The organism is Dokdonia sp. Asnod3-C12 (assembly GCF_045063975.1).
Taxonomy (GTDB): domain Bacteria; phylum Bacteroidota; class Bacteroidia; order Flavobacteriales; family Flavobacteriaceae; genus Dokdonia.
Genome location: NZ_JBEFNY010000003.1, coordinates 1,333,479 through 1,357,604 on the forward strand (window position 1 = coordinate 1,333,479; position 24,126 = coordinate 1,357,604).

Genomic DNA, 24,126 nt, shown 5'->3' on the forward strand with positions numbered 1-24,126 from the left:
ACCTGATTCTGAACACATAAGAATCGCGATGATTATTTAAGCTCAAGAAACGCATTACTCCTAGGTAAGCATGATGAAAAAAAAGTCAAAAAAAAGTCAAAAAAATGCTTGATTTTTTTGGACGAGTGTAAAAAAGTTTTATATTTGCATCCGCTTACAAAAAGTAACACTCCTCAATAGCTCAGTTGGTTAGAGCATCTGACTGTTAATCAGAGGGTCCTAAGTTCGAGTCTTAGTTGAGGAGCTAGTAAGTAAAAGCCATACAGTCCGTATGGCTTTTTTTTGTGTCTTATTTTAAATGTGCTAAGTGACAAGCATTAATGAATGCTCACTATATAAATTCTTGCATAACCACCACCATAAGACCTAGCGCTTGCAACCTCTTGAGCCAATTAAAGCGTTTTACGGCATCATCAGCCCTGCCGAAAGCATCATTACTAGAAATATAAAAATGATGATCAAGAGCGCTTGTATTTGCTAGCACACTACTCATCTAAAGACTTAAAGATCATATCAAGAGTTGCCGTGAAAATCGGGAAAACTATAATGGGAGTTTATTTCTATTCCAAGCACCTAAGATTGCTCTAAAACAAAAAAAGCCTTTCCTACAGGAAAAGCTCTTCATCGGATTCAACTACAAATCCTACCACATGTGATGTGGCCAACACAACATCGTTAAAAGTAATCAATTACTTCTATAAACCAAAAAAAGCCCACAGACTGTGAGCTTTTTGTTGCGGTCTGGACGGGACTCGAACCCGCGACCCCCTGCGTGACAGGCAGATATTCTAACCAGCTGAACTACCAGACCGTTACTCCACTTTTTGAGACTTTGAGTATGTCTTAAACTTTTCAGTTTTTCAATCTCTAACTTTTTAATTAGAGAAGCAACATTGCTTTTGCTTCGTTGCGGGTGCAAATATACACTCGTTTTTTGATTACACAAACAAAAAATTAAAATTTTTAAATAAATTTTTGACGCTCCACTAAAAACGTGGTGAGTATAGGTGCAAAACCTTTTTCAATTACTGCTGGAATATACTTGATACGATACTGAGCACAACGTAGTTGCAAGTTTTTAAAGTACGTTTCTACCGCGCTTGTATAAATATCTCTAATATTATCTGCATATAAATTAATTGATGATCCACTCTCTACATCTACAAATTTACGCGGGCTATTATCAAATTTAAAGTCATATTCCTTCTCTTGACTATACGTATGAAAAAGAATCACCTCGTGTTTATTGTATTTAAGATGCTGCAACGCTTCAAATAATTGTTCTTGCTCTACATCATCTTGTAACATGTCAGAAAATAAAAACACCAGAGATCTACGCTTTAGCTTTTCTGCAATGAGATGGAGGTGCTTGTAGGTCGCTGTTTTCTTTTCTGCTTTTGCAAGAGCGGGATCTAGCACACCATTTAATTGATCTAATAACATGTGGTGGTGTCTATCACTTCCCTTCTCTCCCGTGTAGAATTCATAGTCGTCACTATAAATACTCATTCCTACAGCATCACGCTGCTTTTTCATGAGATTCATAATAGCGGCACTCGCAAGTGCAGAGAAGCTTATCTTATTAAGATCTGAAACGCTGTGCTCCTTTACAGCCGGATAATGCATAGAACTACTGTTATCTAATATAAGATGGCAGCGTAGGTTAGTTTCTTCCTCATATCGCTTTGTATACAGTCTATCTGTTTTTGCGTAGAGTTTCCAGTCTATATGCTTTGTACTCTCTCCAGGATTATAGATTTTATGCTCTGCAAACTCTGCCGAAAATCCATGAAACGGACTTTTATGCATCCCAGAAATAAAACCTTCTACCACTTGACGTGCCAGCAACTCTAAGTTACCGAAGCCTGAGGTTTTGTTAAGTTCTGATTTGATATCCATTATGGGTACAATTTAAGGAGGTAAGATATATGTTTTGATACATTAAACACAAAGTGCGGAATAAATTCCGCACTTTGTGTTACTCATAAAATTATAAAGGAAATTATCCTTCATAAACCCCATCTGCAATCCCGTAAGCTACAGACTCCTCTGCGCCCATCCAGTGATCACGCTGGAAGTCTTTCATTATTTTTTCAAAAGTTTGACCACAGTTATCAGCAAGGATTTGTGCGCTCAATTCTTTTGTTTTTACAATTTCTTGTGCCGTAATTTCAATGTCAGAAGCTTGACCACGTGCTCCACCAGATGGCTGGTGTATCATTACACGTGCGTGTGGCTGTATAAAACGACGCCCTTTCTCTCCTACAGATAAAAGCAGTGACCCCATACTTGCCGCTAGACCTGTACAGATAGTAGAAACTGGACTTTTAATCATTTTAATAGTGTCATACATTGCAAAACCAGATGTCACATAACCTCCTGGGCTATTAATAAACAGTTGGATCTCACCATGACCTTGTGCATCTAGGTATAGAAGACGATCTATCACGTGCTTTGCACTTTTATCATCTACCATTCCCCAGAGGAATATCTTTCTATCATCAAGCAACTGACTGTCAATTGCGTCTTGTACTTTCATTTTCTTTTCCATAAACATATGCCGCGATTACGGCTATTTATCGTTCCTGCCTAGACAGAAACCTCATCATTATTTTCTTTTAGTAATCAAAACTGCTACGTGTTGTATTGTTTTGCTTTCGCGAAAGCGTACTCTAGTAACAGCGCTCTAAAAATACAAAAAGGCTTGGCACAGTGCCAAACCTTTCTGATAATCTTATAAAAAGCTTGGGCTTATAAAAGTCCGTCGATAGCTTCTGTGTAAGTTGCCTTAGGAGCAACGCCTACTTGACGTCCTACTACCTCACCGTTCTTAAACATAAGAACTGTAGGTATATTACGTACTCCGTATTTTGCTGCAAATTCTTGGTTTGCATCTACGTCTACTTTACCTACGATAGCTTTACCTTCGTATTCTCCTGCGATCTCCTCGATTACTGGTCCTACCATACGGCAAGGTCCACACCAAGCAGCCCAAAAGTCTACTAATACAGGCTTATCGCTGTTTAATACTTGCTCTTCAAATGTCGCATCTGTGATTTCTAATGCCATAACTATATATTTTAATTGTAATTCTATTTAATTCTACTATGCAAACTTAGTCAATAATTAATCCAAACCTTACAACGCTTATATCAGCTTTGATTATAGCGTCATTGTGACAGTTTATCATGAGTTATTTGACAGTATAACACTCCCTATCGTCTGCTGCCAAAAACTTGTAACGCAAAGTACAATAAGGTAGCTAGCGACCCTATAGCAGCAACGAGGTACGTTCTTGCAGCCCACTTTAATGCATCTTCTGCTCCATCGTACTCTTGTGGTGTTACCATATTTTCTGCCTTAAGCCATGCTAATGCACGGTTACTAGCATCATACTCTACTGGTAATGTGATGAGACTAAATATAGTCCCCATTGCGTATAATGCAAGACCTATAATTGCCACAGTACCACCTATTGCGGTAGAAGCCATTAATGCAACACCACCCATTATAACCCACATACTCATTTTTGACGCAATGTTTACAATAGGTACAAGCTTAGATCGCATTTGCAACCAACTGTAAGCTGTAGCGTGTTGTACAGCATGACCTACCTCGTGTGCAGCAACCGCCGCTGCCGAAGCATTGCGCTGCCCATAAACCACGTCACTAAGATTTACTGTCTTATCTCTAGGATTGTAATGATCTGTAAGCTGTCCAGCTACAGAAATTACTTTTACATCTGTAATTCCATTATCGGCTAGCATTTTTTCGGCAATCTCTGCTCCAGACATCCCGTTGCGCAATTGCACTTCTGAATAATGTTTAAATTTACTTTTGAGCTTGTTGCTTACTAGCATACTCACAAGCCCGATAGCTCCTACAATAATATAGTAGCCCATATATCCTCCTAACATAGTCGTTTATTTTAAAGTTGTTTTAGGTTTCTAAAGTTACAAAAGTATTATGCACAAATTAAGCCAAGATTACAATTCATCTTTTTACTATCAAGAGCCTTAAATACTCGTTGTAATGACAACTACATAAGATTATGGAATACATATGTTGTTTTTAAAAGTTCGCTTTCGCGAAAGCGTAACCCACAACCTATATTGCTAGCGGAACATATGGCACATCAAAAACCTCCGAAATCTCTTGATACACGACATCACCTCCTACTATATTAACTCCTTTTTTAAGAGTAGCATCTTTAAGACATGCAGATTTCCAACCTTGGTCTGCAATTTTTAATACATAAGGCAGGGTGACATTAGTAAGTGCTACCGTGGAAGTATAAGGCACTGCACCAGGCATATTTGCCACGCAGTAATGCACTACATCATCTATAATAAAGACTGGATCCTCGTGCGTAGTAGGTTTTGAGGTTTCCACGCAACCACCTTGATCTACTGCAACATCTACAATTACGGTACCTGGACGCATCTCCTTGAGCATGTCTCGAGTAATAAGCTTTGGGGCTTTTGCACCAGGAATAAGAACACCACCTATAATTAGGTCGTGCGTTTTTATATGCTTCCGGATATTAAATTCATTTGAAAATTCTGTCACCACGTGTGGCGGCATGATGTCATTTACATGACGTAGTCGCTTCATGCTAATATCTAGGATGGTTACATGGGCACCTAATCCCGCAGCCATTTTTGCCGCTTGAATTCCCACTACTCCTGCTCCTAAGACTAACACCTTACCAGGACTCACTCCAGGAACTCCACCTAGAAGTACACCTCGCCCTTTTACAGGCTTCTCTAGATATCGCGCTCCTTGCTGTATAGACATACGACCTGCCACTTCGCTCATAGGCGTAAGCAACGGGAGCGAACGGTCTTCCTCTTCAACCGTTTCATAGGCTATACAAATAGATTTACTCGCAATCATCGCTCTGGTGAGCGGCTCACTAGAGGCAAAGTGAAAATAGGTGAATACGATTTGATCTTTCTTAATGAGCTTATATTCTGGTTCTATGGGCTCCTTAACCTTTACAATCATCTCTGCGCTTGCATAGATTTCCTCAATCGTATCAAGGATTGTTGCACCCGCATCTATATAATGTTGATCTGTAAAACCACTATTGAACCCCGCTCCTTTTTGAAGATGTACGCTATGACCTCTCTTTACGAGTTCATAGACTCCGCCGGGTGTGATGCCCACCCTGTTTTCATTGTTTTTAATCTCTGTAGGAACACCTATTACCATTGCTTAAATTTTGGCATCAAGGTAACAGTAACTTAAAAAAATGCAGATTATAAAATGCTAAAAATCAAAGGCTCTCATAATGATATTATTAAAAATAGCTATGAATTTCTAGTAATCTGAAAATGCTATTTTTTATCATATTTGATTTTAAAATAGAGCAACAAGAAAGAAGAAATCACTGTGACAGCATTTGCTAAGATAATGGCGAGACTTTCTTTAAGAACCCCATAAACGAGCCAGAATACAATCCCTACAAAAAACATAGTAAACATAGGAAGACTTAAGCCCGAGACATCCTTAGTTTTCCAAGTTTGATACACCTGAGGCAAGAAAGCCGCCGTAGTAAGCGTGGCTGCAACCAGACCTATAATTTCTATGTTATCAATTCCTGCCATAGCAACAACGTATTATTAATGTAATTACAAAACAAAAGCCTGCTCGTGAGCTATTTGGACACAAGCAAGCTTTATACTACAGCTAGGTGTTACCCTACTATATTTACAATCTTACCAGGCACAATAATCACCTTTTTAGGCGTACGACCATCTAGATACATTTGTGTTTTCTCGTTTGCCATAACTACTTTTTCTATCTCATCTTTAGATAGATCAAGTGGTAATTCTAGTGTAAACTTCATCTTCCCATTAAAGGAGATAGGATAGTTCTTTGCACTTTCTACAAGATGACTTGCATCAAATATTGGGAAAGGAGCTTCAGAGATACTTTCTGAGTGACCAAGCTTGCTCCAAATTTCCTCTGCGATATGCGGAGCATAAGGAGCGATGAGTATTACCAGAGACTCCAGCACTTCACGAGAAGTACACTTTTGTGCTCCTAACTCATTTACAGCAATCATAAATGTAGATACTGAAGTATTAAAACTAAAGTTCTCTATATCTTCTTCTACCTTTTTAATTGTTTTATGTAATGTTTTGAGGCTGTCTTTACTTGGCGCCTCATCTGTTACATTAAAAGCTTCGTCTGCTCCATTGTGGTAGAGCTTCCAGAATTTCTTTAAGAAATTATGTACTCCTGTAATTCCTGCCGTATTCCAAGGTTTTGCTTGCTCAAGTGGCCCTAGAAACATCTCGTACATACGTAAGGTGTCTGCTCCGTACTGCTCACAAATTTGATCTGGGTTTACGACATTGTACTTAGACTTAGACATTTTTTCAACCTCGCGGCCTACTTTGTAAACGCCATCTTCTAAGATAAACTCAGCGTTTTTAAATTCTTCACGCCAGTTCTTGAAAGCCTCCACATCAAGTTCATCAGATGCGTTAACTAAGGAAACGTCTACGTGGATTGGCGTAAATACTGACCAAGATGTGGGTGAGGAACTTAGACCTTCATGACTACTTATGAGGTTATCAAGAATTGCCCTAAATTCTTCTCCATCGTTAAGAAATGTTCCTTCTTTAATAGATTTTTCAATTAAACTTTTAGAAACAAAAATTGGTTTACGCTTTTCAGCACCCTTTGGAGTAAATCCATACTCCCATCTATACACAAAAGCACTAGTCCCCAAAATCATCCCTTGGTTGATCATCTTTTGGAAAGGTTCATCTACACCTACGTGACCTCTATCTTTTAAGAACTTCACCCAGAAACGTGAATACAATAAGTGCCCAGTTCCGTGCTCAGATCCTCCTATATATAAATCTACATTACCCCAGTAATCCATTGCTTCCTTTGAAGCAAACACCTCATCGCGCTGTGCTTTCTCCATATATCTAAAGAAATACCAGCTACTTCCTGCCCATCCTGGCATGGTATTGAGTTCTAGCGGGTAAATTCCGTTTTGAGAGTTCTCGTCTGCACTCGAAGTGACAAGATCATTAGAGACAACGGTATTTGTATTTGTATCCCATGCCCATACATCTGCACGACCTAATGGTGGCTCACCTTCTTCTGTAGGCAGGTATTTTTCAACTTCTGGAAGTTTAATAGGTAAATGAGCGACGTCAATCATCTTTGGGATTCCGTTCTCATAATACACTGGGAAAGGTTCTCCCCAGTATCGCTGGCGGCTAAACACTGCATCGCGCAATCTATAGTTTGTTTTACCTGCTCCTGCGCCTATTTTTTCTAACTCGTAAATCGCAAGTTTTACGGCTTTCTTATATTTTAATCCGTTTAAGAAATCTGAGTTTGTGATAACCGTAGTTGCCTTGTCTGAAAAAGCTTCTTCTGAAATATCTACGCCTTCAAAAACGTTAGGAATTGCAATATCAAATTTCTTTGCAAAGTCATAATCACGTTGATCACCACAAGGAACTGCCATCACGGCTCCTGTACCATAACCAGCAAGCACATAATCACCTATCCATACTGGAATAGGCTCCTTTGTAAAAGGATGCTCTGCATAAGCTCCAGTAAATACACCAGAGATCGTTTTTACATCTGCCATACGCTCACGTTCAGAACGCTTTGCAGTTTTTTCAATGTATACTTCTACTGCTTCTTTTTGTTCTGGAGTTGTAATCTGAGCTACTAACTCATGTTCTGGAGCTAGTGTCATGAAAGACACACCAAATATCGTATCAGGGCGTGTCGTAAACACCGCTACACTTTCGGCATGATCTTTAAGAGGGAACGTAACCATCGCTCCAACAGATTTACCTATCCAGTTGCGCTGTGTTTCTTTTATTGATTCGCTCCAGTCTATTCCTTCAAGCCCCTGTATTAATCGTTCTGCATAGGCAGAGATACGCATTGACCACTGCGTCATTTTCTTGCGTATTACTGTGTGACCGCCACGCTCAGAAACTCCGTTTACAATCTCATCGTTTGCAAGTACGGTTCCAAGTGCTGGACACCAGTTTACTTCCGTTTCGGCGAGATAGGTAAGACGGTATTGTAATAAGATGTCTTGTTGTTCTTTTTCTGTAAATGCATTCCACTGCTCTGCAGTAAATGGTGTGATATTATCATCACAGGCAGCGTTTACCTCGGCATTTCCAGTTTTCGCGAAAGCGGAAACCAGCGTTTCTATCGCTTCGGCTTTATCTGTATCCTTATTATACCAAGAATTAAAAAGCTCTGTAAAAATCCACTGCGTCCATTTATAGTACTCAGGATTTGAGGTACGCACCTCACGACTCCAATCAAAAGAAAAGCCAATTTTATCCAGCTGTTTTCTATAACCAGCAATCACATTTCCTTGATTATCTACACCACCCTCAATATTCACCTTTGTAGTCACTGCAGGATGCTGCCCGGTCTGGATTGCATATTGCTCTGCAGGCAATCCAAAAGAATCATATCCCTGTGGATGCAACACATTAAACCCCTTTAAACGCTTGTAACGCGAGTACACATCACTTGCAATATACCCAAGCGGGTGACCCACGTGAAGCCCTGCTCCAGAAGGATAAGGAAACATATCAAGCACATAATATTTAGGTTTATCACTGTTATTTGACGCGTGAAAAGTGCCTTTATCTGCCCAGTATTGTTGCCATCTGGCTTCTATCTCGTTAAAGTGGTATTTCATGGTATATGTATTATTTATACGCTTTCGCGAAAGCGTGCTCATCCTCATTTAAGGGGGCAAATTTACAATTAATTATGGGGAAACACTTTACCAAAAGAATCAATAGCTACTAACTTTTAAAATAGAATATTACTAATAGATAAAGTATAATCATTTAAAAAGGTGATAGTTAAGAACAAGAAAATAAATAAAACAGAACATGTAAGTGTAAGAAATTTCTTAGATTTAACCCTTTAAGTTATTTACATCAATCAATCAACCTTTTCATGATCAAAAAATTACACACAATTATTGTGGTTTTATGTCTATTACCTTTTGCCGTAAATGCGCAATCCACTTCAAGAGACATTGACAAGATTCTTGTTTCTCACATTGCAAAACAACAGCTCAAACCCTCTGACATCGCTGCTTATCAAATCACAAGTCAGCACACTAGTTCTACAAGCGGTATACAACACATTTATTTTAGGCAATCCTATAATGACATTGAGGTTATTGGAACAGAAAGCAGTGTCCACATTAAAAACGGTAAGGCAGTACAGAGTCACATTAACTTCTATAGGGATATAGAAACAAGGGTAAAGTCCACTTCTCACATACTCAATGAAACTGCCGCAATACAATCTGTGGTGACTAAAATGGGCTACGCATCTGGTGGACTAAATCAAATATCTTATGATGCAAAAACAAACACTAGGACATTTAAGAGTCCGTACACATCTCGTGACCCTATTCCAGTAAAAAAAGTATATACTGTTACAAATCAAGGAGCACTAATTGCTACTTGGGAACTTTTTATAAATGAGACCCAAAGCAAAAATTGGTACAACTTTTTTGTTGATGCCACAAATGGTAACATTCTTTCAAAAAAGAATAGGACTTTAACCTGTACTGTAAATCACGATCATAGTGAGAGTACTCATACAACCGCTTTCACGACAGCAAAAAAAACAACACTTAAAGCTTCTCCTCCCGTAGATGCTGCTTTTATGGATGGAACATATACTGTATACCCATTACCGCTGGGCTCACCTTTTGAAGGGGATCGCTCCCAAGTATCTGGGGTTTTTAACACTATGGCCTCACCATTTGGATGGCACGACACAAATGGGATAACAGGTGCTGAATACACTGTTACTAGAGGGAATAATGTAAATGCATATGAAGATGGTGACAATACAGGATTTCAACCAGATGGAGGTTTAGACCTTTTCTTTGATTATCCTATAAACACAGTTTTTAGTAATGGAAATCAATCTGAAAGCGCTGCTATTACAAATCTTTTTTATTGGAACAATATTGTGCATGATGTCTTATACCAATATGGTTTTGATGAGGCTAGTGGAAACTATCAAGAGAACAATTATGACAATGGCGGTGTAGGTAATGATCACGTAAATGCTGAAGCTCAAGACAATTCTGGAGAGTGCAATGCAAACTTTAGCTTTTCTCCAGATGGAGTTTCAGGTAGAATGCAAATGTATACTTGTGGCTCTAGGGATGGAGATTTAGACAACCAAGTAATCATACACGAATACGGTCACGGCATCTCAACTCGTCTTACCGGTGGGGCTGCAAACTCTGACTGTCTATTTAATGATGAACAAATGGGGGAAGGATGGAGCGACTGGTATGGCACCGTTATGACTATTAAGCCAGAAGATGTAGGAACAGACTTAAGACCAGTGGGTAATTGGTTATTCCAGCAAGGTCCTGACGATGGAGGTATCCGTGATTTTCCATATACTACAGATTTCTCTCAAGACCCGCGCACCTATAATAGTATTCAAAACACTTCTGTCCCTCACGGCGTAGGTTCTGTGTGGGCAGCAATGTTATGGGAAATGACTTGGAATCTTATAGAAGAGTACGGTTTTGATCCAGACATTTACAATGGTACTGGCGGAAATAATATTGCAATAGCTCTCGTTACAGAAGGACTTAAATTACAACCGTGCAACCCTGGTTTTGTAGATGGTCGAGACGCTATACTCGCCGCAGACCTTACACTATATGGAGGAGCTAATCAATGTCGTATTTGGGATGCCTTTGCAAAGCGAGGTTTAGGGCTAAGTGCAGACCAAGGCTCTTCTTTTAATCTTTTTGATGGTACAGAAGCTTTTGATTCTCCAGCAACTTCTTTTCAGCTAAATGAAGAACCTATATGTCTTTCTGCAAATGTTATTGTATTAGGAGGAGGTTTACCTACAGGCGGTGTATACTCTGGTACTGGTGTAACAGACAATGGGAATGGGCAAACCTTTACATTTGACCCTACTATAGCTGGTATAAATGATCACCTTATATCATATGTAGCAGACTCCCCTTGCGACGATGGAGGTGATACAGCAACTGCAATCCTTAGTGTTAAATCTGACGACCCTATTATTATATGTCAAGACATCACAGTAACACTTGATGCCGAAGGAAATGCACAAATCATTCCGGAAGACGTAGTAACCAATTTTTCACCTGGGAATGGGTATACTATAAGTCAATCTGGTGTGTTTTCTCCTGAAGACATTTCCGGAGGCACTGCATTAAACTTATCTGATGATCAGACTTCAGACCCAGTATCTCTTGGATTTGATTTTAATTTTTTTGGAGACACATATTCAACAGCTCGTATTTCATCTAATGGATTTTTAACTTTTGAAAACACGGGTAATTCAGGATGTTGCTCTGGAGAATTTATTCCATCTCAGAGTGCAATTAACAACTATATCGCTTTTGCGTGGTCAGATCTTTTTCCTCCAGGTGGAAATGGAATCGTTAGATACACAACAACAGGTGCAGCACCTAACAGAATATTTATATTAGACTTTATTGACATATCGTTATGTTGTGATTCTACTCCAGAGGTAACAACACAATTAAAGTTGTTTGAGGATAGCTCAGTGATAGAAATTCATACCACTGAAATCACACAATCTGGGATAATGAGCCAGGGGATTGAAAATGCTGATGGTACCGAAGGTTACGTTCTTGATGAGCGTAATAATACGCAGTTTACCCTAACAAATGATTTTATAGCATTCATTCCTAATACAGGAGATTTTCCTGATAATTGTGGAAATGCGACAACTGTAGCTATAGATATCGACACTTTTACCTGCTCTGACTTAGGAGAAAATACAGTAACAGCAACCGCAACAGATAGTGAAGGCAATACATCAAGCTGTACAGCTACGGTTACTATAATTTCTGACGTTTCTGTAACATTTGAACAAGAAGAGGTATTATGTGCTGATCAAATTAGCGTTACTTTAGGAGGAGGGCTTCCTACTGGTGGAGTATATTCTGGAACAGGTGTTACAGATGATGGAAATGGGCAAACATTTACAATTGACCCATCTATGACAGGCGAGGGTTCTGTAACAGTATCTTATGAATCTGAAAATTCTTGTGGCTTAAATGGTACAGCCGCTGTTACACTAGAAATTATATCTAGTATTCCTGATGTGTCCTGTCAAGATATTACCATTTCATTAAATGACGAGGGGACAGCAACAGTGTCGTGGGAAGATGTTTTCGACTCCAGCACTTTTACGGGGAATCTTGAAAGTACTTTATATGCGTTAAATCCAAATTCTGGTATATTGAATATAGCCGAATATCAATTTAATCAAACTAGTAGTAACCTTGAACTTAATTCAGGTTTTAACTACTCTACAGGGTTAGACCGAAATTACGGTTTTGACAAACACCCAGAAACAAGTGAAGTATACCTAGTAGCCTCTGAAGTTGCAGGAGGTGTAAGGTCTCTTTATAGGATTGATCTTAACAACCCCTCTATAGATCCACAACTTATTTCTAGTTTAACCTCATCAAATGGTAGTAATCAAATAATAGACATCACCTTTGACAACAACGGTAGCTTATACGCTATTTATAATAATGGGGAACTTGAAATTATAAATACAGAAACAGGGGCTTCATCTCCTTTTGCGTTTATAAATATTTTTGGAGCTACAGGAATAACATATGATTTTGATAATGATCGTTTATTGTATGCCACAGGTACAGGTCCTGTGAATATTTATGAAGTAAATCTCTCTACTGGAGGTTCCAATAATATAGGGGTGTTTTTTACACCAGGGCCCAACGAGTTTTGTTCGGCACAAGCGTTGGAATACATAGGAAACAACACTTTAATGGCAGGAGCAACATCTTCTTGTGACATTCTTTATGAGATAAACCTCACCTCTTTTGAGACATCTCTTCTAGCCAACCCTACTGGATCATACCCCAATATCAAAGACCTGTTGTTATACTCTCAAAAACCTCTTGACAGTTGCACCAACGAACCATTAACTCTAGTGGTGACTCCTAGTACTTTTGACTGTTCTAATTTAGGAGAAAATGTAATTACTCTTACAGCAACAGATAGTCTAGGGAATACTACATCTTGTACTAGTACAGCAGTTGTCACAACAACAGTTGATGTTACATTTGCAACAGAAAGTACATTTTGTCTAGATCAAGGTGAAATTATTTTGGGTGGAGGATTTCCTTCTGGAGGAGTATATTCTGGCTCAGGAGTAACGGATAATAATAATGGTATAGATTTCACACTAAACCCATCAATAGGAGAAGGATTTTACGAAATCACCTACTCGTACACTAATGCCTGTGAACTTCAAGACCAAGCAACACAAACTATAGAAATACTTGGTGTAATTCCAGATTTAGAATGTACTGATATAACTGTAAATCTTGAAGAAAATGGTATAGTTGTTCTAGATGCTGCGCTTTTACTGGGTGCTGCTGGCGAATCTGAAATAGGGACACTCTACGCTTTAAACCCTTTCTTTGGTAATCAAAACATTGCAAAATATAGTTATGATACGATTACTGATGACTTAACTTTAGATTCTTCTTATTCTTATAGTACTGGAGCAGACAGAAATTATGGTTTTGATCAAAATCCGTTAACTAGTGAATTATATCTATTAAGAAGAGTGCCAGAAACAGGAAATAGAGCACTCTATAGTATTGATTTACAAGAAGAGGAAGGAGAACCTACGTTTATTTCTGAAATAATTTCTGTAAATGGATCAAATCAAGTTCAAGATATGGCCTTTGGTATAGACGGAACACTCTATATGGTATTTAATGGTGGTGAGATTAATAGCTACAATATCGATTCTGGTAATACAGAAGTTATTGCATCTGTCAACTCTTCCGGAGCTGCTGGAATGACCTTTGACACTGATCAAAATAGACTTCTATACTCCACAGGATCTAATCCTGTAAACCTTTTTGCAATTGATACATCGACTGGTACAGTAACAGAGTTATTTTCTTGGTTTACGCCAGGAAACGATAATAGCTGTAGTGCTCAAGGCATTGAGTATGTCGGACAAGGAAAAGTAATTGCGAGCTCAACATTTGGCTGCGATATTATATACACTGTTGACCTTGAAAGTCAAGAGACTGAATTACTAATAAATCCTACAGGTTCATATGCTGATATAAAAGACTTGATGTTTTTAGGAACATTACCTGTAGATAATTGTAATGGTGAAGCGCTTACTTTTACGGTAACTCCTAATCAATTAGATTGTTCTAATATTGGTGAAAACATAGTAACTGTAATAGCAACAGATGTAGATGGGAACACGAGTGAATGCACCTCTACAGTTACTGTAATTGACACTACTGCTCCTATAATAAACTGTTTATCTTCTATTGATGTTGTTTTAGACAGTTCTGGAAGTATTATACTAAATGTAGAGGATCTTATTACAGGAAATATCATAGACAATTGCGATACAAATCTCCAAATAGATATCTCGCCATCTGAAATCACTTGTGATAATTATTCTACAATTGCACTTGCGGAACTAGTTAAAAATGGCAGTTTTGAAAACGACTTAAACTTCTGGGAATCAACAATTGAAAATGGAACAGATGATGGATCGTGCTCTCAACCTTGGAAAGCTCAACCAGATTCGCAAAATATATGTTGTTGTGTAGACGAAATATTTCCCACCGATGGTTTCTCCGCTGCATTTACTTCATTTGATGGCTTTGGCAATAGTTTTTATAGATTGTCCCAAGATATTCTTATTCCTACAAGTGAAAATGAAAGCGACTTTGAAGCCCTTTTGAGTTTTGATTGGGTTGCAAACTTTAATTTAAGCGGATTTGAAAACAGAAAACTAGAAGTAATTATTTACGACGATTCTGGTGCTGAAATCGAAGTTGTTTATGAAGATATCATCCCAGCAGATGGGGAGTCTTTTAGGAATGAAACCATTTCTCTTGATTTAACTAACACACTACTACCTTATCGCAGTGAACAAATTACACTTGAGTTTAGCGCTTTTATTCCTGAAGAATTTTTAGGACCTGCTAAAGCAATGATAGATAACGTTTCACTTTTAGCAAATGCAACTACCAGTATTGTTGATGTACAAATTACAGTGACAGATGTTTCAGGTAATAGCTCGGTATGTACAGTACAGGTTAATGTTTCAGACCCTAATAATGTTTGTGCATTAAGCACAGATGAATTTTTTAATAATGACATTAAAATTTTCCCAAATCCAGCGTCATCAAATTTTAAAGTCACTTGGAATAGTACATATAAGCCAGAAAAAATTAAGATTTACGACCTCCTTGGCAAACATATTCTAACGAAAAGAATACAAGAAAATCAACTAGATACGAGCTTCAATATTAGTGAGCTTAAAACTGGTATTTACTTGGTTCAATTGATTCATCAATCAAACCAGATTATCACAAAAAGGTTAATAGTAGAATAGGTTAGAATACTACTATTATTTTTTAAATAAAATACGCCTGTAGCTATTGCTTCAGGCGTATTTTGCTTAATCTTATATCTTTAATTTCTATGATCCCTTTCCATAGGCAATAACAACTGATAAATCATCTCGTTTACTGGCGTAGGCACTCCAAGTCGTTTACCTTCCTTCATGATATAACCATTAAAGTTTTCTAGTTCGCTAGGTTTTCCAGCCATGATATCGCGTTGTGTTGAAGCTGTAGTCTCATGCGCTTGCTTGCTAATGGCTTCAAAGATGTTTTCAATGGTTTTCTCTGGGAGTATAATCCCTTTTGCTTTTGCAACCTCAAATACTTCTTGCGCGGTCTTGCGCATCAGTTCTTTTATATACGGCTGCTCTCTCATCACGCCTATAGGTACTCTTGTTAGTCCGCCTATGGCGCTTATAGTTGTTATAAAAAGGAACTTTTGCCAGATGGCTACTTGAATATTATCTGGAACAGCCGCATTAATTCCTGCATTTGTAAATACAGACACTATTTTTTCTAAACGTTCTGTCTTGATATTATCCTGCTCTCCAAAAAGTATTGCAGGCGCTATATCTGGATTAGAGATCACTCCTGGCGCTTCAATAAAACTAATCATACGGCAAAGTCCTGCCAGTACTTGTGACTTAGGAACCACCGAATTAAGGACCTCTACGTTACTTGCTCCGTTTTGTAAAGGCAGGTATAATGTGTTTTCATCACAATATTGCAATATATCTTTTACAGCACTCTCTATTTGATATGACTTCACTCCAAAGATGACTAAATCTGGTGTTTCAATCTTACTAAGATCATCTGTTGCTAGATACGGAGTCGCTTTAAAATCTCCTGTTATACTTTTTACCTCAATACCGTTTTCTTGTATGGCCCTAAGGTGTTCTCCTCTGGCAATCATGGTCACTTTATTTCCAGCAAGCGCGAGTTTCCCTCCAAAGAATCCCCCCACGCCACCGGCTCCGTAAATCAAAATATGCATCGTTTTATTGTTTTCTTAGGACTAGAGAATTCTAGTCAGTTTAAAAGTACAGTAAGCGGATTTATTTTTTCTTTATAATATCTTAATTAAAAACTCTAGTATATCTTTGCAAAATCTCAAAGGGGTGCTTTTTACGAAGCTGAGATTATACCCATTGAACCTAGAACAGGTAATGCTGTTTAGGAATGAGGAACATGTCTTTCTAGATAACGCTATACAAATTAGCTTTTCTAGTGTTACCATATTTCTCTTGAGAAGCACCACGGTGCACCCTCTTCAATATGTGCTTATCGCACAGGTATGTAAATGCTAACTTATTAGAATATTTGCCCTTTGTATTCGTAACTAAACCATATACGGATGAAAAAGGTCCTATTGAGTATGATTGCGCTTGCAGGAATTACAGCTAGTGCACAAGAGAAAACAGTGGTAGACACTACAAAAGTAGAGTCACTTGATGAAGTTTTAGTTCGTTCTGTACGAGTAAAAGCCGACTCACCTATTACGCACTCAAATCTTAATGCAGAAGATCTTGAAAAGCGTAATCTAGGACAAGATCTTGCTACGCAACTTAACTTTTTACCAGGCGTAGTGACTACCTCAGACGCTGGTGCTGGCATAGGTTACACTGGTTTCCGAGTACGTGGTACAGGTAACCAAGGGATTAACGTTACTATAAATGGAATTCCCTATAATGACTCAGAAAGTCTTACTACCTTTTTTGTAAATCTTCAAGATTTTACATCGTCCGTAGAAAGTTTACAACTACAGCGTGGAGTAGGTTCTTCTACGAATGGACCTGGAGCTTTTGGAGCAAGTCTTAATATTCTTACAGATGCAATTTCTAATGAAGCATATGGTGAGATTTCTAACTCTTTTGGGTCTTTTGGGACACGCCGTCATAATGTTAAGTTTAGTACAGGCTTGCTCAACGATCACATAGAGATATCTGGTCGTTTATCACAGATCAAATCTGACGGTTACATCGACCGTGCGTCATCTGATCTTAAATCTTACTTTTTGCAAGCAGCATACAAGGATGATAATACGCTTATCAAGCTTATCAACTTTGCAGGGTCTGAAGTTACATACCAATCTTGGTACGGATTTGAAGAAACAAGCCTAGCAACCATAGGTGCAAACACAAATATAGATGAAAATCGCACTTTTAATATTGCGGGTGTACAGCTAGATGATGAGGGAAATATCACTGGTTTCCACAATAATCAAGTGGATGATTACAAACAAGATCACTACCAACTACACTGGAATCAGAAATATGATAACAACTGGAGCTCTACCGCTAGTTTCAACTACACGTATGGTCGTGGATTTTTTGAAGAATATGTAGATGATTTTTATGAGCAGAATTACAACTTCGGCAGTGAGAGCACACTCGCTTTTTACGGGATCACTCCAGTTACCATAGGTGGAGAAACGATTGAAACTTCTGACATTATACGTCGTCGCTGGTTAGATAACGACTTTTATGTGGCAAGTGCAACGGCAAATTACAAGGACAACATGGTTGACTTTGTAGGTGGTGCTTTGGGTAGCATTTATAGAGGAGACCATTTTGGCGAAGTGATATGGGCACGATTTGCTGGTGATTCTGAGCTAGGAGATAATTACTATTTTGGAACGGGAAGTAAGAATGAGTTTTCTGCTTTCGCGAAAGCGAACTTTAAATTAAATGATCAATGGCAATTTTATGCAGACATTCAAGGTCGATTTATCACTTATAAAACTGACGGAATCAATTCTGACCTTGATGAATTTTTGGTAGATGAAAACTATGAGTTCTTTAATCCAAAATTAGGTTTGAGCTATAAGATTAATGCAGAAAATCAGTTATATGCCTCTTATGCGCGTGCAAACCGTGAGCCCAACCGTGGAGATTTTGAAGACGGCAATCCACGCGCAGAAAAACTAGACGACTTTGAGCTAGGATGGAGATTAAATACAGAGACCGTCACCTTAAATGTGAATGGTTATTTTATGGATTATGACGGGCAGTTAGTCCCTACTGGTGAACTTGATAATGTAGGAGCGCCTATCCGAATTAATAGTAATAGCTATAGAGCAGGTATAGAAATAGATGCTGCGATAAAGCTAAGTTCTAAGTTTACTTTACAACCTAATATTGCATTAAGCACAAATAAGAATAGAGATTTTCTTTTTAATCTAGATGGTGCGATTACAAACCTAGGTAATACAAATATTTCATACTCGCCTAATCTCGTAGCTAGTAATATGCTTACCTATAAGCCTAATGCAGATTTTAGTATAGGTTTCTTATCGAAATTTGTAGGAGAGCAATATATGGGTAATATAGATAGCGAACTTTCTAAACTTGATTCTTATTTCTTAAATGATTTGAGTATTCAATACGAGATTAAGGAGGTTCCAGTATTTAAGTCTATTCTCCTCAATGGACTTGTGAATAATATCTTCGATAAGAAATATATCTCAAATGGATACTTCTTCACCTATGATGATGATTTCTCAGTACCTAATGAGATTACAACCATTGAAGGAGCGGGCTATTATCCGCAGGCGGGAATTAATTTCTTAGTAGGAGCTACACTTAAATTTTAAGGGATAAAAGGTCTTATTATTTAATTTTCGCTATATTTAAGTCGCTAAAAATAAACAATATGTAATCAGTTGGGGGACTGAACTACAAATTGTAAGTGAGAAGCCGCCTCTTTTGAGTCGGCTTCTTTTTTACTTTTAGTTAAATACGGTGATGCTATTACCAGAAGCATTTACTCGGTAATTAAGCATTGTATATTCTAGCACTTCATTATTAGACTGCCCAGTAAAGAGGTTGTAACTATTATCATCATCACACTGGCATTTTACATTGATACCATCTATGACCATAAGTGAGCAATCATTAGGCGCATGGTTAGGATCTGATGCTTCCCACGCAACAATGCTACTCCCTGTATTAATAACAAAAAGACCACGTATACCTCCGTTTTGAACGTAGATAGGGTTACTTGGGATTTCTAAATCTAATACTTGAATAGCACTCAATTGTGTAGAAAAGTTCACATCTAGTAAGAAAGGATTACGCTGGTTTCCATCGTCACTATTTGTGCATGAAAAACAAAAGGCAATAAGAATAACAAAGGTCAATATCTGACGCATAGAAGTATTTTTTTACGCTTTCGCGAAAGCGTGATTTCAATAATTTAGGCTCGCAAGGTACCATAAAACGGTAAAGGATTTAAAATATTTTGTATATTCGTGAGACACGTCCCGAAGAGGGACTTTTTTTATGTGTATGCATAAAAAGACAACATTTTTAAACTAATTATACTTAAACCGGATCTATTATGAGTAAGGTAAATTATTATACACCAGAGGGCTTAAAGAAGCTTAAGGATGAACTAAATCAACTACGCGATGTAGAGCGCCCAAAGGCGTCGCAAGACATTGCAGATGCTCGTGATAAAGGAGATTTAAGTGAGAATGCCGAATATGATGCCGCAAAGGAAGCGCAAGGTATGCTAGAAATGCGTATTGCTAAACTAGAAAATCTAGCCTCAAATGCACGTATCATTGACGAGTCACAGCTGGACACTTCTAAAGTACTAGTACACTCTAGCGTCAAGATTAAAAATCAAATAAATGGCGCTATGATGACCTACAAACTAGTAGCTCAAAATGAAGCCGACATTAAAAAAGGCCTCATCTCTGTAGACTCACCTATAGGTAGAGGTCTGCTAGGTAAGGAAGTAGGTGAAGTAGCCGAGATTCAAGTGCCAAGTGGCGTAATGAAATTTGACATTGTTTCTATCTCAAGGGACTAAGTAGAAGTTGAAGTTGAAATTGAAATTGAACGAGAAGTTGAAAAATGAAGTTGGCTAAATAATTATAATATGAGCGATAAACCTTTCGATTTGAGTGAACGACTGGAAGATTTTGCTGCTGCGGTTATTATACTTTACAATAAAAAACCATCTTATTTGCTGCAGAATATCTCGCAAAACAATTGATACGATCATCTTGCTCATCTGCTTTAAACTATGGAGAAGCCTTAGGGGCGGGAACTACTAACGATAAAGTTCACAAACTCAGAATTTGTTTAAAAGAACTAAGAGAAAGCATGCGCAATCTCAACATTCAAGTTAAAGTAAATATATTATCCGAAAACAATCTCGCATCGCTTAGAAATGAAAACGATCAACTCATAAGAATAATCGTCACCAGAATTAAAAATAGTAAATAAGGAGCTTGTTCGAGTTCAGTTTCAATTTCAATTTCAATTTCAAATTATGCCAAGCATTTTCACAAAAATCATAAACCGAGAAATCCCAGGACACATCGTTGCCGAAGATGATAAGCACATCGCCATTCTAGATGTAAATCCTAATGCAAAAGGACACACACTTTGTATTCCTAAAAAAGAGGAAAATAAAATATTTGATCTTGAGGAACAAGAATATCTTGACCTCATGCTATTCTCTCGTAAAGTTGCAATTGCTCTAGAAAAAGCAGTGCCTTGTAAACGCGTAGGCGTTTCTGTAATAGGTCTTGAAGTTCCTCACGTACATGTACATCTTGTACCGCTACAAACTATGGAAGATATCCAGTTTAAGAAAAAAGTGACGCTTAGCGATGGTGAGTTTAAAGAGCTTGTAGAGGTTATAAAAGGGGAGTTTTAAGACGTTTTACAAACTACTAACCAACGCAAAAACCACAATAGCGATAACTGCTATTGCTATTGCCCCTATTACATAGGTTTGTGATTTTACTTTAAAGAAGGTTTCCTTTTCGGCGCGTTTTAGGTTGTACTCATAGAGGCGCTCAATATCTGGGGTCCATTTTACGGGATAAATAGGAAACTCACAGTGCTTGCAGTATATCTCTTCACGCACAACATCTGTAGCTTTTTGTACCCAGAAAGTATCTTTCCACTCTTGTTTGAAACTTAATTCAAGGCCACTATTACTGTAGCATTCTGGGCAGTTGCACTGTAAAATAGTCGTTTGTATGGTCTTTAATTCGGTTGTCATAAAAGAAGTACGATGTATATGGCTAGTTAGATCTTTCCATGATTCCAGATAGCGCCAAATTTTGCAGCAAGATTACGGTTTTTGCATCTCTTATCTCTCCATTTTTTAATGCTTTTAACGCTTTCGCGAAAGCATACTCAACCACAGTGATATCTTCATGTTCTGTTACCAAACCTCCGCCATTACTTACTTTTTGTTGCTCCTCGTATGACGCAAGAAACATATGAATGCGCTCTGTACTTGCGCCAGGAGTCATAAAAAAGTCACCCGCCTTCGTAATGCTATCAATGCGGTAACCCATCTCCTCTTCTATCTCCCTAATAATTGTTTGCTCTGGGGTCTCATCTTCTATCATGCCTGCACAAGCTTCTATAAGGAAACCACTATCCTCATTAAGATATGCTGGCAGTCTAAATTGCTTTATAAGCAATACCGTTTGCCTTTTTACATTATAAAGCAGCGCGCAAGCTCCATCACCACGGTCATAGACCTCGCGGCGCACCTGATCCCAAGAGCCATCTTCATTCTGATAATCAAAATGGACTTTTTTAAGCGTTGCCCACTGGTCACTTATGATCTCTTCTTTTATATTTTTTATACGTGTATTCATTCGGCTAGTCGTAGGGAGATTTGCATAGTGGTTCCTTTGTTTAATTCTGATTCCAGTACTCTTATGCGTCCGTCATGATACTCCTCAACAATACGTCTTGCGAGCGAAAGTCCAAGACCCCAGCCCCGCCTTTTTGTAGTAAAGCCAGGCTCAAAAATATTATTGAACTTAGATTTTGGGATTCCTTTACCCGTATCTGTAATGAGTATTTTGGCAAATCTAGTGTCACGTGAAATTGCAATGGTTAACGCTCCCTTACCCTTCATGGCATCAATCGCATTTTTAATAAGGTTTTCAAAAGTCCACCCATAGAGTTCTTTATTAAGCATCACAGGCAACTCTCCTTGAGGAACGTCTAAAGTAAAGTTTATGAGCTTAGAGCTTCTCTTACTCAGATAATCATAGGCTTCTTGTGTTTCTGCTATAATATCTACTTTTTCTAAATCTGGAATGGAGCCTATCTTACTAAAACGATTTGTAATCGTCTCTAGCCTATTGATATCCTTAGTCATCTCTGCAATATAATCTGGATCTACATTTTCTGTTTTGAGAATTTCTGTCCAGCCTACAAGGGATGAAAGTGGTGTACCTATCTGATGAGCGGTTTCCTTTGCCATACCTGCCCATAGCAGATTTTGAGCTCCTGCTTTTGAGGTTAAGTAATAGAAGTAAATCAATGCCACAAAGAGAATGACAATCACGATAAGCGCAATAGGAAAATACTTAAGCTGATTAATAACAGATGAGTTTCCGTAATATAAAATCTGACTATCAACTCCGTCGTAACCTATCACAATAGGCTCATTAATGAGCGCATACTCTTCTGCAAGTCGTTTAAAATCTTCTTGCGAGAGTTTATCTTCTTTATTGATGTTTCTAGGGGTGTAATGGTTTTCTTCTATGCTGTATAAAAGTATAGGGATGGTTCTATTATCACCTATTATAAATTGCTGCAGAGATATAAGCTCGTCAGAAACAATGCGTGTATCCCTGTTTCTAGTTTCTAGATTAACATCACTTGTATTTGCAAATGCTCTGTAAGCAGCGGCATAAATCTCCACTTTAGAACGCTCTGCATCCTTGAGCTGATCAAAAAACAGCGACACATTCCACAAGATAAGTGTGGTAATGATAAGCGAAGCGATGATGATAAACCATCTCGCAATGTGCGGCTGGGCGCTAAAGTTCATAAAAGATTCTTTGTGTTAAAGATACGGGAGAAATTAAAAACGCCGGACCTCCTTATTAATTGCTTCTTGCAATGCAAACTCTTAGTTTCTACCTATTTCATCTGGGTATAATGACGGCAGAGTGTCACTCTGCCAGAACTCCTTTGTATCCACATCCATCACTGTAAGTGAACCCTTAAAAGCTGCTCCAGTGTCAAGATTCCAGATGTTTGCTTTATTAACAGGAACCAAGGAATTAATACGCGTAGTGGGTGTGTGACCTATATAAATCTCTTCAAATAATTGTAACCGTTTAGGATATAACGGGTCTTCCTTTTTGAGATCCTCTCTCATAGCGCAAGCCATCTCCCAGAGTGTACGATCCCAATAAAATGCGGTACTATGCCACTCGTATTCTGGACCGTTTAAATTTTGAAAACCCGCATGACAGAAAAAGCGATTTTTATCATCTAGATAGTAATCCTCAAAAGTCTTATAAAATTTTATATGCTCTTGAATTTCTTGAGCAGATCTCTTTTCATAGCAATCTATTGTACTTTGCCCGCCATGCTGTAACCACTTAGGAGACATTGTTTTTCCTTCTAGCCATTGCTGCACAAGGTCGTCATGGTTACCACGTATTAAAGTGACTTTTTTATATTCTTTCTTGAGGCGCATTAACTCATCTATCACTGCATCACTCTCACTCCAGCCGTCCACATAATCTCCTAAAAAAATGAGGTGATCATCTTGTGTGACATTTGCTCTCTCCAAAACCTGCACTAATGCTCTGTAACCTCCGTGTATATCTCCGAAAACTAATGTTCTCATACTTC

Annotated in this window: 19 protein-coding genes, 2 tRNA genes and 1 riboswitch; of the genes, 6 read left to right on the forward strand and 15 right to left on the reverse strand. The window is 38.2% G+C overall.

Annotated features, from left to right (window positions below; genetic code table 11):
• The first annotated feature begins 170 nt into the window (after positions 1-170).
• A tRNA-Asn gene (locus tag ACJJVW_RS06110) sits at positions 171-244 on the forward strand.
• Positions 245-331: 87 nt separating this feature from the next.
• On the opposite strand, the gene ACJJVW_RS06115 is transcribed toward ACJJVW_RS06110, so the two are convergent.
• The 9 genes from ACJJVW_RS06115 to ACJJVW_RS06155 all read right to left on the reverse strand — a co-directional run bounded on the left by ACJJVW_RS06115 (position 332) and on the right by ACJJVW_RS06155 (position 8,710).
• Complete coding sequence (locus ACJJVW_RS06115) at positions 332-493, reverse strand: hypothetical protein (RefSeq protein ID WP_405251059.1); 162 nt, start codon at positions 491-493, stop codon at positions 332-334.
• 244 nt (positions 494-737) lie between these two features.
• Positions 738-811: transfer RNA gene (locus ACJJVW_RS06120), tRNA-Asp, on the reverse strand.
• A gap of 152 nt (positions 812-963) precedes the next feature.
• Entirely contained in the window at positions 964-1,899 is a 936-nt protein-coding gene (locus tag ACJJVW_RS06125) for a DUF58 domain-containing protein (protein WP_339846502.1), read from the reverse strand.
• Between the two features lie 103 nt (positions 1,900-2,002).
• Complete coding sequence (locus ACJJVW_RS06130) at positions 2,003-2,551, reverse strand: ClpP family protease (RefSeq protein WP_035338043.1); 549 nt, start codon at positions 2,549-2,551, stop codon at positions 2,003-2,005.
• Between the two features lie 200 nt (positions 2,552-2,751).
• The gene (gene trxA, locus ACJJVW_RS06135; protein ID WP_035335387.1) at positions 2,752-3,069 is read right to left on the reverse strand and encodes a thioredoxin; all 318 of its coding nucleotides are present in this window, start codon (positions 3,067-3,069) and stop codon (positions 2,752-2,754) included.
• A 146-nt stretch (positions 3,070-3,215) separates the two neighbouring features.
• Positions 3,216-3,917, reverse strand: a complete 702-nt coding sequence (locus ACJJVW_RS06140; protein ID WP_405251060.1) for a zinc metallopeptidase — start codon at positions 3,915-3,917, stop codon at positions 3,216-3,218.
• A gap of 190 nt (positions 3,918-4,107) precedes the next feature.
• Positions 4,108-5,214, reverse strand: coding sequence for an alanine dehydrogenase (ald, locus tag ACJJVW_RS06145; protein WP_405251061.1), 1,107 nt, complete (start codon positions 5,212-5,214; stop codon positions 4,108-4,110).
• Positions 5,215-5,339: 125 nt separating this feature from the next.
• Positions 5,340-5,609, reverse strand: coding sequence for a SemiSWEET family sugar transporter (locus tag ACJJVW_RS06150; RefSeq protein ID WP_405222032.1), 270 nt, complete (start codon positions 5,607-5,609; stop codon positions 5,340-5,342).
• Positions 5,610-5,698: 89 nt separating this feature from the next.
• Positions 5,699-8,710, reverse strand: a complete 3,012-nt coding sequence (locus ACJJVW_RS06155) for a leucine--tRNA ligase (RefSeq protein WP_405251063.1) — start codon at positions 8,708-8,710, stop codon at positions 5,699-5,701.
• Positions 8,711-8,976: 266 nt separating this feature from the next.
• On the opposite strand from ACJJVW_RS06155, the gene ACJJVW_RS06160 reads away from it, so the two are divergent.
• Positions 8,977-15,480 carry a M36 family metallopeptidase gene (locus ACJJVW_RS06160; protein ID WP_405251064.1) on the forward strand — a complete coding sequence of 2,168 codons (6,504 nt, stop codon included), beginning with the start codon at positions 8,977-8,979 and terminating at the stop codon, positions 15,478-15,480.
• Positions 15,481-15,560: 80 nt separating this feature from the next.
• On the opposite strand, the gene ACJJVW_RS06165 is transcribed toward ACJJVW_RS06160, so the two are convergent.
• Complete coding sequence (locus tag ACJJVW_RS06165) at positions 15,561-16,484, reverse strand: ketopantoate reductase family protein (RefSeq protein ID WP_405251065.1); 924 nt, start codon at positions 16,482-16,484, stop codon at positions 15,561-15,563.
• Between the two features lie 110 nt (positions 16,485-16,594).
• Positions 16,595-16,686: riboswitch (TPP riboswitch) on the forward strand.
• A 158-nt stretch (positions 16,687-16,844) separates the two neighbouring features.
• Between ACJJVW_RS06165 and ACJJVW_RS06170 the strand changes: the two genes are divergently transcribed.
• Positions 16,845-19,082 (forward strand): TonB-dependent receptor, encoded by a 2,238-nt coding sequence (locus ACJJVW_RS06170; RefSeq protein ID WP_405251066.1) that lies wholly within the window; start codon positions 16,845-16,847, stop codon positions 19,080-19,082.
• 135 nt (positions 19,083-19,217) lie between these two features.
• On the opposite strand, the gene ACJJVW_RS06175 is transcribed toward ACJJVW_RS06170, so the two are convergent.
• Entirely contained in the window at positions 19,218-19,640 is a 423-nt protein-coding gene (locus ACJJVW_RS06175; protein WP_405251067.1) for a hypothetical protein, read from the reverse strand.
• A gap of 188 nt (positions 19,641-19,828) precedes the next feature.
• On the opposite strand from ACJJVW_RS06175, the gene greA reads away from it, so the two are divergent.
• From greA to ACJJVW_RS06190, 3 genes are all read left to right on the forward strand, one after another.
• Positions 19,829-20,305 (forward strand): transcription elongation factor GreA, encoded by a 477-nt coding sequence (greA, locus tag ACJJVW_RS06180; protein ID WP_339846481.1) that lies wholly within the window; start codon positions 19,829-19,831, stop codon positions 20,303-20,305.
• Between the two features lie 182 nt (positions 20,306-20,487).
• Positions 20,488-20,724, forward strand: coding sequence for a four helix bundle protein (locus tag ACJJVW_RS06185; RefSeq protein ID WP_405251068.1), 237 nt, complete (start codon positions 20,488-20,490; stop codon positions 20,722-20,724).
• Positions 20,725-20,770: 46 nt separating this feature from the next.
• The gene (locus ACJJVW_RS06190; protein WP_405251069.1) at positions 20,771-21,160 is read left to right on the forward strand and encodes an HIT family protein; all 390 of its coding nucleotides are present in this window, start codon (positions 20,771-20,773) and stop codon (positions 21,158-21,160) included.
• A gap of 6 nt (positions 21,161-21,166) precedes the next feature.
• Here ACJJVW_RS06190 and ACJJVW_RS06195 read toward each other — a convergent pair whose 3' ends face one another.
• The 4 genes from ACJJVW_RS06195 to ACJJVW_RS06210 all read right to left on the reverse strand — a co-directional run bounded on the left by ACJJVW_RS06195 (position 21,167) and on the right by ACJJVW_RS06210 (position 24,121).
• Positions 21,167-21,511: a hypothetical protein gene (locus ACJJVW_RS06195; RefSeq protein WP_405251070.1), complete on the reverse strand. Its 345-nt coding sequence runs from the start codon at positions 21,509-21,511 to the stop codon at positions 21,167-21,169.
• A gap of 22 nt (positions 21,512-21,533) precedes the next feature.
• Positions 21,534-22,121, reverse strand: a complete 588-nt coding sequence (locus ACJJVW_RS06200) for an NUDIX domain-containing protein (protein ID WP_405251071.1) — start codon at positions 22,119-22,121, stop codon at positions 21,534-21,536.
• Positions 22,118-23,311 carry a sensor histidine kinase gene (locus ACJJVW_RS06205; RefSeq protein WP_405251072.1) on the reverse strand — a complete coding sequence of 398 codons (1,194 nt, stop codon included), beginning with the start codon at positions 23,309-23,311 and terminating at the stop codon, positions 22,118-22,120. Before ACJJVW_RS06205 ends, ACJJVW_RS06200 begins: the two co-directional genes overlap by 4 nt.
• Before the next feature lie 81 nt (positions 23,312-23,392).
• Entirely contained in the window at positions 23,393-24,121 is a 729-nt protein-coding gene (locus tag ACJJVW_RS06210) for a metallophosphoesterase family protein (protein ID WP_405251073.1), read from the reverse strand.
• Between the last annotated feature and the right edge of the window lie 5 nt (positions 24,122-24,126).